The sequence below is a fragment of the Stenotrophomonas sp. STEN009 genome, from assembly GCF_056760395.1.
The window spans coordinates 13880-26407 of sequence record NZ_JBRRES010000016.1 but is presented as its reverse complement, the minus strand read 5'-3'; the positions used below and the strand labels follow the sequence as shown (position 1 = coordinate 26407).

The window sequence follows — 12528 nt, the reverse complement described above, 5'->3', positions numbered from 1 at the left end:
GTCAGATCGGCTGCACGGCGTCGGCCTGCAGGCCCTTCTGGCCCTGCACGACGGTGAAGGTGACCTTCTGGCCTTCCTTCAGGCTCTTGAAGCCCTGGGTCTGGATGGCGCGGAAGTGCACGAACACATCTTCGCCGTTTTCACGGCTGATGAAGCCGAAGCCCTTTGCATCGTTGAACCACTTGACAGTACCGTTCTCGCGTTCGGACATCTCACTAACTCCCTGATGACTCTCTCTTGTTGTTGGAAACGCCTTGTGGGCGGCTGACAAGCAAGGGGGAAGCGAGGTGCATCGATGCAGCGGATCGGGAAGATCTTGCTTCATCAGGCCACGATCCACGGTGACCTTGCCAAGCTCAGCGACTGCAACTTAACCCGGCCAAAACGAAAAAGCAACTGGCAAAATCTTTCACTGTCAACCCCAAAAAGACAACCATACGGGACAGCATGGGCCTCTCATTCATCTTGTATCTGCTAGCGGTCATTTTTGTCCTCGTTGGTATTGCCGGCATCGTCCTGCCGGCACTTCCAGGCGTCCCGCTGGTGTTCGTCGGCCTGCTGCTGGCGGCGTGGGCCGACGGCTTCACCCATGTCGGCTGGCCGACCCTGCTGGTACTGGGCGTGCTGACCCTGCTTTCACTGCTGGCCGATGTGCTGGCCACGGTGGTCGGGGCCCAGCGTGTCGGGGCCAGCCGCAAGGCGCTGTGGGGCACCTTCATCGGCAGCATCGCCGGTCTGTTCTTCATGCCCATCGGCCTGTTCGCCGGCCCGCTGGTCGGCGCTCTGCTGGGCGAGTACTGGCACACGCGCGAGCTGGGCCGCTCGACCAAGGTTGGCCTCGCCACCTGGCTGGGTATCCTGCTGGGCCTGGCGCTGAAACTGGCGATGGTCATCGCGATGCTGGGCCTGTTCGCGTTCGCCTGGTTCCTGTAACGCACGATCTTCACGCCACGCGCACACCTGCGCCGGGCATAACTCCATGGGGCTGGCCGTTGCTGCGGGCAGCCGCCACACTGTGCGTCTTCCCGTAGTCATCCCGAAGGGCCTGCTGCAATGACCCTCCCGCCGTTGCTCCCCCGTCTGGCGCCGTTGGCGCTTGCCCTGGCCAGCGCGCCGCTGGCCGCGCAGGAAATCGCGCCTGCCACGACCACCACGCCGGCCGGTTGCGCGGCCATTGAAACCGACGCCGCCCGACTGTCGTGCTACGACCGCCTGTTCGGCCGTACCGCACCGGCCACCGCCGAGGCCGATGCCGCCGCGCAGCAGGCCGCGCAGGCGCTGCGCGAACAGCGTCGCGCCGCCCGCCTGAGCCAGGGCGAAGAGAACCTGCGGGCGCGGGTCGGCGATGTGCTGCGCCCCGCCCCCGACGACAGCGCCCTGGCCAATGCAGGCCGCGGTTCCCTGCTGGACAGCCGCTGGGAACTGGCGGAAGACTCGAAGCTGGGACCGTTCCAGCTGCGGGCCTACAAGCCGGTGTACCTGCTGCCGGCGTTCTGGACCAGCGACAAGAACCAGATGCCGCAGTCGCCGAATCCGGCCAACAGCGTGACCGAGCCGCAGGCGCTGGACAGTGCCGAGCTGAAGTTCCAGATCAGCTTCAAGACCAAGATCGCCGAGAATCTGTTCGGCGACAACGGCGACATCTGGGCCGGCTATACCCAGAGCTCGCGCTGGCAGGCCTACAACGCCGAGAATTCGCGCCCGTTCCGCGAGACCAATTACGAGCCGGAAGTGATGATGGTGTTCCGCAACGGCTACTCCATTGGTGGCTGGCGCGGACGCATGACCGGCATCAGCCTCAACCATCAGTCCAACGGCCGCGCCGATCCCCTTTCGCGCAGCTGGAACCGGGTGATGCTCAACGTCGGGCTGGACCGCGAGAACTGGGCGCTGGTGCTGCGGCCGTGGTACCGCATTCCCGAAACGCGCAGCGATGACAACAACCCGGACATCGAGGATTACATGGGCCGCGGCGACGCGACCCTGATCTGGAACCGCAACGGCCACGAAGTGTCCCTGATGGCGCGCCATTCGCTGCGTACCGGCGACCGTTCGCATGGCGCCCTGCAGCTCGACTACGGTTTCCCGATCAGCAACCTGCTGCGCGGCCACATCCAGGTCTTCGACGGATACGGCGAAAGCCTGATCGACTACAACCACAAGGCCACCTACGTGGGCGTGGGCGTGTCGCTGCTGGAATGGTTCTGATGGGCGTGACGATCTGGCACAACCCGGCGTGCAGCAATTCGCGCGGCGCACTGAAGCTCATCCGCGACGCCGGCATCGAGCCGGAGGTGATCGAGTACCTGCAGGTACCGCCCGACGTGTCGACCCTGCGCCAGCTGCTTGCCGAATCCGGGCTGGCCGCCGCCGACCTGGTGCGCAGCAAGGAACCGGAGTTTGCCGGTCTGGCGCTGGCCGGGGCCGATGAGGCGACCCTGCTGGCGGCGATGGCGACGCACCCGCGCCTGATCAACCGGCCCGTGGTGCGGACGGCCAAGGGCACGCGCCTGTGCCGCCCGCCGGAAACGGTGCTGGAGATCCTGTAGCCCGGACGCACCACCCGGCAGCGCCGGGCCATGCCCGGCGGCACGCACTCGGCCCAACGCCGACGATCACCGCCAGTCGCTGATGCCTTCGCGTCGATAGACTTCCGCGAAGGCGGGGCGCGCCTTCAGCGCGGTTGCGTGCGCCTTCAGCACCGGCCAGGTGTCAGTGGGCCGGGGCATGTTGCGCGACCAGCGCATCAGCATCACCAGCATGAAATCGACCACGCTGGGCGCGTCGCCCAGCAGGTAAGGCCCGTGCGCCTGCAGGTGCGCCGCCACGTGCTGCCAGGCCGCCTCCAGCTGCTGCCGGGCCATCGCACGCGTTGCCTCCACGCAGGCCTCGCCCGCCGCTTCGTGCGGATAGAACCATGCACGATAGGCAGGCTGCAGGGTGTTGGCGCACCAGAACATCCAGCGATAGGCCTCGCCCCGCGCGGGCGTGCCCACGGCCGGCAGCAACCCCGCTTCGGGATGGCGGTCGGCCAGGTACAGTGCGATGGCCGCCGCCTCGGTCAACAGCAGGCCATCGATCCTCAGGGTCGGCACCCTCCCGGCCGGATTCAACGCCAGGTAGTCCGCCGCCTTGTGCTCGCGCCTGTCGAAATCCAGCAGCACCAGTTCGTGCTCGATGCCCAGTTCGATCAGCAGCCAGTGCACGACCAGCGAAGCGGTACTCGACGAACCATACAGGGTGGTGCTCATGCGCGGGATCCGTTGCGGGTGGAGCCAGCGATTATGCGCCCGCCCGGCGGCCACTGCTCAACCGCAGCTGCTCATGCAGGTGTCGCGACGTTCGCCGCAGCTCATCATCGGCTGCCGCAGCGTGCAGTCATGCGCCTTCAGTTCGCACGAGCGGCGCAGATCGGCATTGGCGATGTCCTTGCAGCGCTTGTCGGCAGCCGGAGCCATCTGCTGTTCGCAGCTGCTCTGCCGACTGCCCAGGCTGTCCGCCTGCGCCATGCAGCTGCGATGGCTGGCCTGGCACTGCATGCGGCATTGCGCCGATGCGCTGAAATCCGCTCCTTCATACGAGGAGGAGGTGCTGCTGCAGCCGACCAGTGCGAACAGCCCGGCAAGCGCGAAGTTCCGTAACAGCGGCATGAACGTTCCCGGTTCGAGTCGCATGGAAACTAGCAGATGTTCCGTGCCGGCTCGTTAAACGACAAACGGCGCCAACAGGCGCCGTTTGCCACCAAGCGTGTGCCGCGCTTACTCCACCACCACCGGAATCTTGCCGATGCGGGCCTGCCATTCGCGCGGGCCGGTCTTGTGCACCGATTCACCGGTGGAGTCGACCGCCACCGTCACCGGCATGTCCTGCACGGTGAACTCGTAGATCGCTTCCATGCCGAGATCGGCGAACCCGACCACCTTGGCCGCCTTGATCGCCTTGGACACCAGGTAGGCCGAGCCACCGACCGCCATCAGGTACGCCGACTTGTTGTCACGGATCGCCTCGATCGCAGCCGGGCCGCGCTCGGCCTTGCCGACCATGCCCAGCAGACCGGTCTGTTCCAGCACCTGGCGGGTGAACTTGTCCATGCGCGTTGCCGTGGTCGGCCCGGCCGGACCGACCACTTCATCGCGCACCGGATCGACCGGGCCGACGTAGTAGATGAAGCGTCCCTTCAGATCGACCGGCAGTTCCTCGCCCTTGTTGAGCATGTCAACCATGCGCTTGTGCGCGGCGTCGCGGCCGGTCAGCAGCTTGCCGTTGAGCAGAAGCGTCTGGCCCGGCTTCCAGCTGGCCACCTCCTCCGGGGTGATCGTATCCAGGTCCACCCGGGTGCCCTTGGAGGCGTCGTAGGTCAGCTTCGGCCAGTCCTCCAGCGACGGCGGATCCAGCATCACCGGACCGCTGCCATCCAGGGTGAAGTGCGCGTGGCGGGTCGCGGCGCAGTTCGGGATCATCGCCACCGGCAGGTTGGCCGCGTGGGTCGGGTAATCGTTGATCTTGATGTCCAGCACCGTGGTCAGGCCACCCAGGCCCTGGGCGCCGATGCCCAGCGCATTGACCTTCTCGTACAGCTCCAGGCGCAGCTCTTCGATCCGGTTGGACGCTCCACGGGCCTGCAGCTCGGTGATGTCGATCGGCTCCATCAGCGCTTCCTTGGCCAGCAGCATGGCCTTCTCCGCAGTGCCGCCGATGCCGATGCCCAGCATGCCCGGCGGGCACCAGCCGGCCCCCATCGTCGGCACGGTCTTGAGCACCCAGTCGACGATGGAGTCGGACGGATTGAGCATGGCGAACTTGGTCTTGGCTTCCGAGCCGCCGCCCTTTGCGGCCACGATCACATCCACCTTGTTGCCCGGCACGACCTTGACGTTGACCACGCCCGGGGTGTTGTCCTTCGTGTTGATGCGCTTGCCGGCCGGATCCGCCAGCACCGAAGCACGCAGCTTGTTGTCCGGATGCAGATAGGCGCGGCGCACGCCTTCATTGGCCATGTCTTCCACGCCCATGGTGGCGTCGTCCCAGCGCACATCCATGCCGATTTCCAGGAACACGGTGACGATGCCGGTGTCCTGGCAGATCGGACGATGGCCTTCGGCGCACATCCGCGAATTGATCAGGATCTGGGCCATCGCCTCCTTCGCGGCCGGCGACTCCTCGCGCTCGTAGGCAGCGGCGAGATTCTTGATGTAGTCGACCGGGTGGTAGTACGAGATGTACTGCAGCGCGTCGGCGATGGACTGGATGAGGTCTTCCTGCTTGATCGATGTCACGGCTTGCTCGCTTGCTCGAGGCTGGCGGGGGTAATCCGCCCATTTTACCCCCTCCCCGGCTGCGGGTAGAGTCTGTGGGGTCACAACCCTTTCCCGGGGAAAGGGATCTGACCCCAAGCCCTTGTCACGCCCCCGCCCGCTGCGGCGTCCTTGCCCGCATGAACGCCGAAACCGCCTTCCAGACCCACCGTCCGCGCCTGATGGCCCTCGCCTACCGCCTGCTGGGCAGCCGCGCCGACGCCGAGGACGTCGTCCAGGACGCCTGGCTGCGCTGGTCCGGCGCCGACCCGGCCAGCGTCCGCGATGCCGAGGCATGGCTGGTCACCACCACCACGCGCCTGGGACTGGACCGTCTGCGTGCGGCCAAGCGCGAGCGCGCGCATTACGTGGGCCCGTGGCTGGCTGAACCGATGGCGGTCACCCTGGAGCCCGACCCCGCGCCCGGCCCGGCCCAGTTGCATGCCCTGGCTGATGATGTATCGGTGGCTTTCCTGACCCTGCTTGAACAGCTCGGCCCGGAGGAACGCGCCGCGTTCCTGCTGAAGGAAGCGTTCGACCACGACTATCGCGAGATCGCCGACCTGATCGGCCACAGCGAGGCCAACTGCCGGCAACTGGTGCACCGGGCCCGGCAGCGGCTGCAAGCCGGCCGGCCGCGCTTCAATGCCGACGCCGGCCAGCACCGGCAGTTGCTGGCACGCTTCATGGATGCGTCGCAGCGTGGCGACAGCGAGGCGATCCAGGCCCTGCTGCATGCCAACGCGCTGATGGTCTCCGATGGAGGCGGCGTGGTCACCGCAGCGGTGCGCCCGCTGCGGGGTGCCGAACGCATCGGCCGCCTGTTCTGGGCCATTGCCCGCCGCGGCGGCACGCACCCGGCCCGGCTGGGCTACGTCAACGGCGAGCCGGCGATCCTGGGCTTCGACGGCGATCGCCTGCATTCGGTCACCACCATCGAGGTGATCGATGGCCGCATCGCGCGCCTCTACAGCGTGCTCAATCCGGAAAAACTGCCCGCGGTTGTCACGCACGCAGACGCGGCGGCGTCCTGGTAAGGGAAGGCGGCCATCGGGGCCGCCGTGGAGCCCACGATGTCCAACCCCGCCTCACCCCGCGTTCCCTATACCCGCTTGGCCGCCAAGGCTTTCAAGGGCCTGCTCGATACCAGCCAGGCAGTGCATGACAGTTCGATCGATCCGACCCTGATGGAACTGGTGTTCCTGCGCGTGTCGCAGCTCAACGGCTGCGGCTACTGCATGGACATGCACGGGACGGCGCTGCGCAAGAGTGGCATCGAGCCGCGCAAGCTGGACACCCTGCCCGCCTGGCACGAAAGCCGCTTCTTCGATGCGCGTGAGCGCGCTGCGCTGGGCTGGGCCGAGGCCCTGACCCGGCTCATCGACGCCGCGCCATCGCAGGCAGCGTTCGATGCGCTGGCACCGCACTTCGATGAGAAGGGCATCAGCGACCTGAGCATGGGCATCGCGGTGATCAACGCCTGGAACCGCCTCGGCGCCGGCCTGCTGCCGCCGCTGCCCTGATCCACAAGAATGCGGGGCCTCGCCCAGCGCGGCTCCGCACCGGTGGCGCGCTGACGCGCGCTCCCTGCGGGCGTCGCATTCATGCCTTCGCCACGGCTCCGGCGCGCACAATGGCGACATGCCTTCAGCCGAAAAGAAACCCAGCCTGCGCCAGCGCTTCAATGCGATGCGCAACGTGCCACCGTTCCTGCGGCTGGTGTGGAAGACCAGCCCCGCACTGACCCTGGTCAGCCTGGGGCTGCGCCTGATCCGTGCCCTGCTGCCGGTCGCCATGCTGTATGTGGGCAAGCTGATCATCGACAGCGCGCTGCAGCTGAGCCGGCACGACGCCGGCTTTCCGCCGTTGGGCGAGGCCCTGGCCAGCGGCCTGCTCAATCCGCTGCTCGGGTTGCTGGTCCTGGAGCTGGGCCTGGCCATCGTCTCCGACCTGCTGGGCCGGATGGTGGCCTACGCCGATGCCCTGCTGTCGGAGCTGTTCGCCAACGCCACCAGCATCCGGCTGATGGAGCACGCCGCAACGCTGGATCTGGAGGACTTCGAGGATCCGGACCTGCAGGACAAGCTGGACCGCGCACGACGCCAGACGATGGGCCGGATGAACCTGATGAGCCAGCTGTTCGGCCAGGTGCAGGACGCCATCACGGTGGTCAGCCTGGCGGTGGGCCTGCTGGTCTACGCGCCGTGGCTGATCCTGCTGCTGGCGCTGGCCCTGGTGCCTGCCTTCATCGGCGAATCGCACTTCAACGCCGCCGGCTACAGCCTGAATTTCCAATGGACGCCCGAGCGCCGCCAGCTCGACTACCTGCGCCAGCTCGGCGCCAGCGTGGAGACGGCCAAGGAAGTGAAGATCTACAACCTGCACCGCTTCCTGGTGGAGCGTTACAGGAGCCTGTCGGTAGCGCTGTTCAAGGCCAACCGCGCGCTGGCCCGGCGCCGTGCCGTGTGGGGCACCCTGCTGGCCGCGCTGGGCACGCTGGGTTATTACACCGCCTACGCCTACATCGCCTGGCGCACGGTGCGCGGCGATTTCTCGATCGGCGACCTGACCTTCCTCGCTGGCAGCTTCCTGCGCCTGCGCCAGCTGCTGGAGGGCCTGCTGATCGGCTTCTCGCAGGTGGCCAGCCAGGCCCTGTACCTGGACGATCTGTTCTCGTTTTTCCAGATCCAGCCGGAGATCCATTCGCGCGAGGGCGCCGCAGCCGTGCCGCAGCCCATCCGCCAGGGCTTCGTGTTCGAGAACGTCGGCTTCCGCTATCCCGATGCCGAGCAATGGGCCGTCCGCCACCTCGATTTCCAGCTGCATGCCGGCGAAGTGCTGGCACTGGTCGGCGAGAACGGTGCCGGCAAGACCACGCTGGTCAAACTGCTGGCACGGCTGTACGAGCCCGACGAGGGGCGCATCCTGCTCGACGGCCGGGACCTGCGCGACTATGACCTGGATGACCTGCGCGCCAATCTCGGGGTGATCTTCCAGGACTTCGTGCGCTACAACCTGAGCGCCGGGGAGAACATCGGCGTTGGCCAGGTCGAGGCGATGGCGGACCGGGGACGGGTTGCCGATGCCGCGCGCCGGGGCATGGCCCAGGAAGTGATCGAGTCGCTGCCACGCGGCTACGACCAGCTGATCGGGCGTCGCTTCAAGGAGGGCGTGGACCTCTCCGGCGGGCAGTGGCAGAAGATCGCCATCGCCCGCGCGTGGATGCGCAATGCGCAGGTGATGATCCTGGACGAGCCGACCGCAGCGCTGGATGCGCGCAGCGAGTTCGAGGTATTCCAGCGGTTCAGGGAACTGGCGGACAATCGCACTGCCGTACTCATCTCCCATCGCTTCTCGTCGGTGCGCATGGCCGACCGCATCCTGGTGCTGGCCGATGGCCGGATCGAGGCCAGCGGCACCCACGAGCAGCTGATGGCCCAGGGCGGCCGCTACGCCGAGCTGTTCGAGCTGCAGGCCGCCGGCTACCGCTGAGAACGCCTCTCGTTCCGCCTAATGAGAACCTGTCTCATTTGAGATAGAATTACCCCGACGACTTCCAACAGATACGCCCATGTCTTCCGCTTTCGGCGCCGAAACGGTGCTTGAGGTCCGCCACTGGACCGATGCCTACTTCAGCTTCACCCTCACCCGCGACAGCGGTTTCCGCTTCGAGAACGGCCAGTTCGTGATGATCGGCCTGGAAACCGACGCCCGGCCGCTGCTGCGCGCCTACTCCATCGCCAGCGCGAACTGGGAAGAGCAGCTGGAGTTCTTCAGCATCAAGGTGCAGGACGGCCCCCTGACCTCGCGCCTGCAGCACATCAAGCCCGGCGACAAGGTTCTGGTAGGCAAGAAGCCCACCGGCACCCTGCTGATCAGCGATCTGCATCCCGGCAGGAACCTGTACCTGCTGGGCACGGGCACCGGCCTGGCGCCCTGGCTGTCGATCATCAAGGACCCGGAGACCTACGAGCGTTTCGAGAAGGTGATCCTGTGCCACGGCGTGCGCTACGAGAAGGACCTGGCGTACCGCGACTATTTCGAGAAGGACCTGCGTGAGCACGAGTTCCTCGGCGAGATGATCGGCGACAAGCTGTTGTACTACCCGGCCGTCACCCGCGAACCGTTCGCCAACCAGGGGCGCCTGACCTCGCTGATGGAAAGCGGGGAAATGCAGCGCACCCTGGGCCTGCCGGAACTGAGCCCGGAGAATGACCGCGCGATGATCTGCGGCAGCCCGCAGATGCTGGCCGACCTGCGCACGGTGCTCGACGCCCGTGGCTTCCAGGTCTCCCCGCGCATCGGCCAGCCGGGTCACTACGTGTTCGAGCGCGCCTTCGTCGAGAAGTGACCCGTAGCGCCGGGCCTGCGTCCGGCGCTGCCGCGGGAAGCGGCAGCCCTTACTGCCGGGACTGCAACGCTTTCTCGATGTCCCCGCGAAGGCTTTCCGGCTTGTCGGTCGGCGCGTAGCGTTTCAGCACCTGCCCGTCGCGTCCGACCAGGAACTTGCTGAAGTTCCATTTGATCGCGCTCAGCCCCAGCAGGCCGGTCTTCTCGGACTTCAGCCACTTCCACAGCGGGTGTGCACCGTCGCCGTTGACCTGGATCTTCTCCGACAGCGGGAAGTCCACTGCATAGGTCAGCGCACAGAAGCTGCGGATCTCCTCGGCATTGCCCGGTTCCTGGTGGCCGAACTGGTCGCAGGGGAAGCCGATCACCACCAGGCCCTTCGGGCCGTACTCGCGCCACAGCGCCTCCAGTCCCTCGTACTGCGGGGTGAAACCGCACTTGCTGGCCACGTTGACCAGCAGCAGCGCCTTGCCGCGGTACTGCTCCAGGGCCTGCGGCTGGCCGTCCAGGTCGGTGAAACCGAAATCGAACGCAGTGGTCATGGCAGATCTCCGCAATGGGGGGGTTCCGATGGTATCCCCGCCCATGCCTTTCGACACAAGCCCGATCCCATTACCCCGGGTTAACCTCGGGCACTTGTCTGCCTTACCGGAGTACCGCCTTGACCACCCGCCTTGCCCTTGCCGTGGCCATGACCCTCGGCCTTGCCCTGCCCGCCTATTCCGCCGGCGCCGCCACCCCGGCTGCCAGCACCACCGCACAGCAGGCCAACCCGTTCTTCGCCGAAAGCCCGCTGGCACTGCACTATCCGCAGTTCGACAAGATCAAGGACAGCGACTTCGCTCCGGCCTTCGATGCCGGCATGGCGCAGCAGCTGAAGGAAATCGAGGCCATCGCCAACAACAAGGCCAAGCCGACCTTCGACAACACCATCATCGCCCTGGAAAAGAGCGGTGACATCCTTGACCGCGCGACCACCGTGTTCTTCGCCCTGGTCGGCGCGGACACCAACGACACCCGCAAGAAGCTGCAGGCCGACTACTCGGCCAGGTTCGCCGCGCACAGCGATGCGATCGCCCTGAACAGCAAGCTGTTCGCGCGCATCCAGGCGCTGTATGACACCCGCACGCAGCTGGGTCTGGACGCCGAAGGCGTGCGCCTGGTCGAGAAGTACTATGACAACTACGTGCGCGCCGGCGCCAAGCTGTCTGACGCGGACAAGGCGAAGCTGAAGGAAATGAACGCCGAGCTGGCCAACCTCGGTACCCGCTTCAGCCAGAACGTGCAGTCGGAAGTGAACGCTTCGGCGATCACCGTTGATGACGTGAAGGAACTGGATGGTCTGTCCAGGGAGCAGATCGCCGCCGCCGCCGAAGCCGCCAAGGCCCGTGGCCTGGATGGCAAGTATGTGATCACCCTGCTCAACACCACCGGCCAGCCGCCCCTGACCAACCTGGCCAACCGCGCCCTGCGCCAGAAGATCTACGAAGCATCGGTCAGCCGTGGCAGCCGCGGCGGCGAGTTCGACAACACCGCCATCGTCTCGCGCATCATGCAGCTGCGTGCCGACAAGGCCAAGCTGATGGGTTTTGCCAACTTCGCCGCGTACAACCTGACCAACCAGACCGCCAAGACCCCTGAGGCGGTCAACGCAATGCTGGGCAAGCTGGCCCCGGCCGCAGTGGCCAACGCCAAGCGCGAAGCGGCCGACCTGCAGGCAATGATCGACCAGGAGCAGAAGGCCGCGGGCAAGCCGACGTTCGCGCTGGAGCCGTGGGACTGGGCCTTCTACAGCGAGAAGGTGCGCCAGGCCAAGTACAACTTCGACGAGTCGCAGCTGAAGCCGTACTTCGAACTGAAGAACGTGCTGGAGAACGGCGTGTTCTTCGCCGCCAACCAGGAATTCGGCCTGACCTTCAAGCAGCGCACCGACCTGCCGGTCTATCACGATGATGTCACCGTCTACGACGTGTTCGACGCCGACGGCAGCCAGCTGGCGATTTTCCTGTTCGACCCGTACGCCCGTGCCTCCAAGCGCGGCGGCGCATGGATGAACTCGTATGTCTCGCAGTCGAAGCTGACCGGCTTCAAGCCGGTGGTGGCCAACCACCTCAACATCCCCAAGCCGCCGGCCGGCCAGCCGACCCTGCTGACCTGGGATGAGGTGACGACCACCTTCCACGAATTCGGCCACGCCCTGCACGGCATGTTCTCGAACGTGAAGTACCCGTACTTCTCGGGCACCTCGGTGCCGCGTGACTTCGTCGAGTTCCCCTCGCAGGTCAACGAGATGTGGGCCGATGACAGCGCCATCCTGAAGAACTACGCCAAGCACTACCAGAACGGCACGGCGATGCCGCAGGCACTGCTGGACAAGGTGATCGCCGCGGCCAAGTTCAACCAGGGCTTTGCCACCACCGAGTACCTGGGTGCGGCCATGCTGGACCAGCGCTGGCACCAGATCGGCCCGGACCAGGTGCCGGCCGCCAAGGACGTGATGGCCTTCGAGCGCGCCGCGCTGGAGAAGGACGGCATCTACTACGCACCGGTTCCGCCGCGTTACAAGACCCCGTACTTCAGCCACATCATGGGCGGCTACTCGGCCGGCTACTACGCCTACATCTGGTCGGAAGTGCTGGACGCCAACACCCAGAAGTGGTTCCGCGAGAACGGTGGCCTGAGCCGCAAGAACGGCGACCACTTCCGCGCCACCTTGCTGTCGCGTGGCGGCAGCGTCGACGCGATGCAGCTGTTCCGCGATTTCGCCGGCCACGAGCCGCAGATCGAACCGCTGCTGGAGAAGCGTGGCCTGACCGGCACCGGCAACTGATCGCCGGTGCGATAGCGTGAAACGAAAACCGCCCGGGAGACCGGGCGGTTTTTT

Annotated in this window: 13 protein-coding genes; 8 read left to right on the top strand and 5 right to left on the bottom strand. The window is 66.2% G+C overall.

The window, feature by feature from the left end; all coding sequences use genetic code 11:
* Position 1 precedes the first annotated feature (1 nt).
* Positions 2-211, bottom strand: a complete 210-nt coding sequence (locus ACVOMM_RS09445) for a cold-shock protein (RefSeq protein WP_053516923.1) — start codon at positions 209-211, stop codon at positions 2-4.
* Positions 212-447: 236 nt separating this feature from the next.
* Between ACVOMM_RS09445 and ACVOMM_RS09440 the strand changes: the two genes are divergently transcribed.
* The 3 genes from ACVOMM_RS09440 to arsC all read left to right on the top strand — a co-directional run bounded on the left by ACVOMM_RS09440 (position 448) and on the right by arsC (position 2549).
* Positions 448-933 (top strand): DUF456 domain-containing protein, encoded by a 486-nt coding sequence (locus ACVOMM_RS09440; protein ID WP_065181965.1) that lies wholly within the window; start codon positions 448-450, stop codon positions 931-933.
* Positions 934-1053: 120 nt separating this feature from the next.
* Positions 1054-2208 (top strand): phospholipase A, encoded by a 1155-nt coding sequence (locus ACVOMM_RS09435; RefSeq protein ID WP_053516921.1) that lies wholly within the window; start codon positions 1054-1056, stop codon positions 2206-2208.
* Entirely contained in the window at positions 2208-2549 is a 342-nt protein-coding gene (arsC, locus tag ACVOMM_RS09430; protein ID WP_053516920.1) for an arsenate reductase (glutaredoxin), read from the top strand. Before ACVOMM_RS09435 ends, arsC begins: the two co-directional genes overlap by 1 nt.
* A gap of 66 nt (positions 2550-2615) precedes the next feature.
* Here arsC and ACVOMM_RS09425 read toward each other — a convergent pair whose 3' ends face one another.
* The 3 genes from ACVOMM_RS09425 to ACVOMM_RS09415 all read right to left on the bottom strand — a co-directional run bounded on the left by ACVOMM_RS09425 (position 2616) and on the right by ACVOMM_RS09415 (position 5276).
* Positions 2616-3251, bottom strand: coding sequence for a glutathione S-transferase family protein (locus ACVOMM_RS09425; RefSeq protein ID WP_065181963.1), 636 nt, complete (start codon positions 3249-3251; stop codon positions 2616-2618).
* Between the two features lie 57 nt (positions 3252-3308).
* Positions 3309-3650 (bottom strand): hypothetical protein, encoded by a 342-nt coding sequence (locus ACVOMM_RS09420; protein ID WP_065181994.1) that lies wholly within the window; start codon positions 3648-3650, stop codon positions 3309-3311.
* 108 nt (positions 3651-3758) lie between these two features.
* On the bottom strand, positions 3759-5276 hold the full coding sequence (locus ACVOMM_RS09415; protein WP_065181962.1) for a fumarate hydratase: 1518 nt from the start codon (positions 5274-5276) through the stop codon (positions 3759-3761).
* Positions 5277-5434: 158 nt separating this feature from the next.
* Here ACVOMM_RS09415 and ACVOMM_RS09410 point away from each other — a divergent pair, with 158 nt between their 5' ends.
* The 4 genes from ACVOMM_RS09410 to ACVOMM_RS09395 all read left to right on the top strand — a co-directional run bounded on the left by ACVOMM_RS09410 (position 5435) and on the right by ACVOMM_RS09395 (position 9645).
* Positions 5435-6331 carry an RNA polymerase sigma-70 factor gene (locus ACVOMM_RS09410; RefSeq protein ID WP_053516916.1) on the top strand — a complete coding sequence of 299 codons (897 nt, stop codon included), beginning with the start codon at positions 5435-5437 and terminating at the stop codon, positions 6329-6331.
* Positions 6332-6367: 36 nt separating this feature from the next.
* Positions 6368-6817 carry a carboxymuconolactone decarboxylase family protein gene (locus ACVOMM_RS09405; RefSeq protein ID WP_053516915.1) on the top strand — a complete coding sequence of 150 codons (450 nt, stop codon included), beginning with the start codon at positions 6368-6370 and terminating at the stop codon, positions 6815-6817.
* 118 nt (positions 6818-6935) lie between these two features.
* The gene (locus ACVOMM_RS09400; RefSeq protein WP_481526153.1) at positions 6936-8786 is read left to right on the top strand and encodes an ABC transporter ATP-binding protein; all 1851 of its coding nucleotides are present in this window, start codon (positions 6936-6938) and stop codon (positions 8784-8786) included.
* Between the two features lie 79 nt (positions 8787-8865).
* A complete protein-coding gene (locus tag ACVOMM_RS09395) occupies positions 8866-9645 on the top strand; it encodes a ferredoxin--NADP reductase (protein ID WP_053516913.1) in 780 nt (259 codons plus the stop codon).
* Positions 9646-9694: 49 nt separating this feature from the next.
* Here ACVOMM_RS09395 and ACVOMM_RS09390 read toward each other — a convergent pair whose 3' ends face one another.
* Positions 9695-10186 carry a glutathione peroxidase gene (locus tag ACVOMM_RS09390; protein WP_065181959.1) on the bottom strand — a complete coding sequence of 164 codons (492 nt, stop codon included), beginning with the start codon at positions 10184-10186 and terminating at the stop codon, positions 9695-9697.
* Positions 10187-10305: 119 nt separating this feature from the next.
* On the opposite strand from ACVOMM_RS09390, the gene ACVOMM_RS09385 reads away from it, so the two are divergent.
* On the top strand, positions 10306-12474 hold the full coding sequence (locus tag ACVOMM_RS09385) for a M3 family metallopeptidase (RefSeq protein ID WP_053516910.1): 2169 nt from the start codon (positions 10306-10308) through the stop codon (positions 12472-12474).
* Positions 12475-12528: the final 54 nt, after the last annotated feature.

Coding starts and splice junctions, on each gene's coding strand:
- ACVOMM_RS09445 (WP_053516923.1), bottom strand. CDS start 211: ATGTCCGAACGCGAGAACGGTACTGTCAAGTGGTTCAACGATGCAAAG.
- ACVOMM_RS09440 (WP_065181965.1), top strand. CDS start 448: ATGGGCCTCTCATTCATCTTGTATCTGCTAGCGGTCATTTTTGTCCTC.
- ACVOMM_RS09435 (WP_053516921.1), top strand. CDS start 1,054: ATGACCCTCCCGCCGTTGCTCCCCCGTCTGGCGCCGTTGGCGCTTGCC.
- arsC (WP_053516920.1), top strand. CDS start 2,208: ATGGGCGTGACGATCTGGCACAACCCGGCGTGCAGCAATTCGCGCGGC.
- ACVOMM_RS09425 (WP_065181963.1), bottom strand. CDS start 3,251: ATGAGCACCACCCTGTATGGTTCGTCGAGTACCGCTTCGCTGGTCGTG.
- ACVOMM_RS09420 (WP_065181994.1), bottom strand. CDS start 3,650: ATGCCGCTGTTACGGAACTTCGCGCTTGCCGGGCTGTTCGCACTGGTC.
- ACVOMM_RS09410 (WP_053516916.1), top strand. CDS start 5,435: ATGAACGCCGAAACCGCCTTCCAGACCCACCGTCCGCGCCTGATGGCC.
- ACVOMM_RS09405 (WP_053516915.1), top strand. CDS start 6,368: ATGTCCAACCCCGCCTCACCCCGCGTTCCCTATACCCGCTTGGCCGCC.
- ACVOMM_RS09400 (WP_481526153.1), top strand. CDS start 6,936: ATGCCTTCAGCCGAAAAGAAACCCAGCCTGCGCCAGCGCTTCAATGCG.
- ACVOMM_RS09395 (WP_053516913.1), top strand. CDS start 8,866: ATGTCTTCCGCTTTCGGCGCCGAAACGGTGCTTGAGGTCCGCCACTGG.
- ACVOMM_RS09390 (WP_065181959.1), bottom strand. CDS start 10,186: ATGACCACTGCGTTCGATTTCGGTTTCACCGACCTGGACGGCCAGCCG.